Below are 1,875 nucleotides of genomic sequence, written 5' to 3'. Positions count from 1 at the left end.
AGGCGGCAGCACCGGCGAAGGCCGCCGCTGCCAAGACATCGGCAGTGGCCAGCAAGGCAACCGGCGTTGTCGGCAAGGTTCGCCAGGTCATCGGCGCCGTTGTCGACGTGCAGTTCGGCGATCACCTGCCGGCGATCCTGAACGCGCTCGAGACGACCAATGTCGGCAACCGCCTGGTGCTCGAAGTTGCCCAGCATCTGGGTGAAAACACCGTGCGCTGCATCGCCATGGACTCGACCGAAGGTCTGGTTCGCGGCCAGGAAGTGCGTGACACCGGCGCGCCGATCACCGTGCCGGTCGGCCCGGGCATGCTCGGCCGCATCATCAACGTCATCGGCGAGCCGGTCGACGAAGAAGGCCCGGTCGACGCGACCGAAATGCGCTCCATCCACCAGCCGGCTCCCACCTATGTCGAGCAGTCGACGGAAGCACAGATCCTGATCACGGGCATCAAGGTGCTCGACCTCTTGGCCCCCTACGCCAAGGGCGGCAAGATCGGCCTGTTCGGCGGCGCCGGCGTCGGCAAGACCGTGCTGATCCAGGAACTGATCAACAACATCGCCAAGGCGCATGGCGGCTATTCGGTGTTCGCCGGCGTCGGCGAGCGCACCCGCGAAGGCAACGATCTGTATCACGAGTTCATCGAATCCGGCGTCAACAAGAAGGGCGGCGGCGAAGGCTCCAAGGCCGCACTCGTCTATGGCCAGATGAACGAGCCGCCGGGCGCGCGCGCCCGCGTCGGCCTGACCGGCCTGACGGTTGCGGAATACTTCCGCGACCAGGGCCAGGACGTGCTGTTCTTCGTCGACAACATCTTCCGCTTCACGCAGGCTGGTTCGGAAGTGTCGGCTCTGCTCGGCCGTATTCCTTCGGCCGTGGGCTATCAGCCGACGCTCGCCACCGACATGGGCGCGCTGCAGGAACGTATCACCACCACCACCAAGGGCTCGATCACGTCCGTGCAAGCCATCTACGTGCCCGCCGACGATCTGACTGATCCGGCGCCGGCGACCTCGTTCGCCCACCTTGACGCGACCACGACGTTGAACCGCGCCATCGCCGAAAAGGGCATTTATCCGGCGGTCGATCCGCTGGATTCGACCTCGCGCATGCTCGACCCGCTGGTCGTCGGCGACGAACACTATGGCGTCGCCCGCCAGGTGCAGTCGATCCTCCAGCGCTACAAGTCGCTGCAGGACATCATCGCCATTCTGGGCATGGACGAGCTGTCGGAAGAGGACAAGCAGACCGTGGCCCGCGCCCGCAAGATCGAGCGCTTCCTGTCGCAGCCGTTCTTCGTCGCCGAAGTGTTCACCGGCGCGCCGGGCAAGCTGGTCGACCTCGCCGACACCATCAAGGGCTTCAAGGGCCTCTGCAACGGCGACTACGATCACCTGCCGGAAGCCGCCTTCTACATGGTCGGCGGCATCGAGGAAGCAGTCGAGAAGGCACAGCGCCTCGCGGCTGAAGCGGCATAATTCAGGGAATAGGGAGTAGTCAGTAGTGAGTAGGGAATAGCAGCTGCGTGATGTGGGCCGGTTAGGGCCACTTACTACTGACTAGTTCCTATTCCCTACTCACTAAATTGATCATGGCTGAAGCTTTCAAGTTCGAACTGGTCTCGCCGGAACGCCTGCTGGTTTCTGAGCAGGTCGAATCCGTCGTCATTCCGGGCGCCGAAGGCGAGATGACCGTCATGGCGCATCACGCCCCGGTCATGACCACGATCAAGCCGGGCGTCGTCACCGTGAAGACCGCGGCGGGCGGCGAAGAACGCTATGTGGTGTTCGGCGGCTTCGCCGACATCGTTCCGGCCGGCTGCACGCTGCTGGCGGAATCGGCTGTCGCCGTGAAGGATGTCGACCGCGCCGATCT

General features: G+C 64.2%; 2 protein-coding genes. Both read left to right on the top strand.

The features are described from left to right. A partial coding sequence (gene atpD / locus EN984_RS33035) for a F0F1 ATP synthase subunit beta (RefSeq protein WP_281057364.1) occupies positions 1–1,478 on the top strand: 1,478 nt, incomplete at its 5' end. 113 nt (positions 1,479–1,591) lie between these two features. Then, positions 1,592–1,875 (top strand): F0F1 ATP synthase subunit epsilon (locus tag EN984_RS33030; RefSeq protein ID WP_127384287.1); only part of this gene is annotated, 284 nt, incomplete at its 3' end.

This window comes from Mesorhizobium sp. M7A.F.Ca.CA.004.12.1.1 (genome assembly GCF_003997835.1).
Classification (GTDB): Bacteria; Pseudomonadota; Alphaproteobacteria; order Rhizobiales; family Rhizobiaceae; genus Mesorhizobium.
Note: the sequence above shows the minus strand (reverse complement) of the source record. Positions and strands in the feature narration are given on the sequence as shown.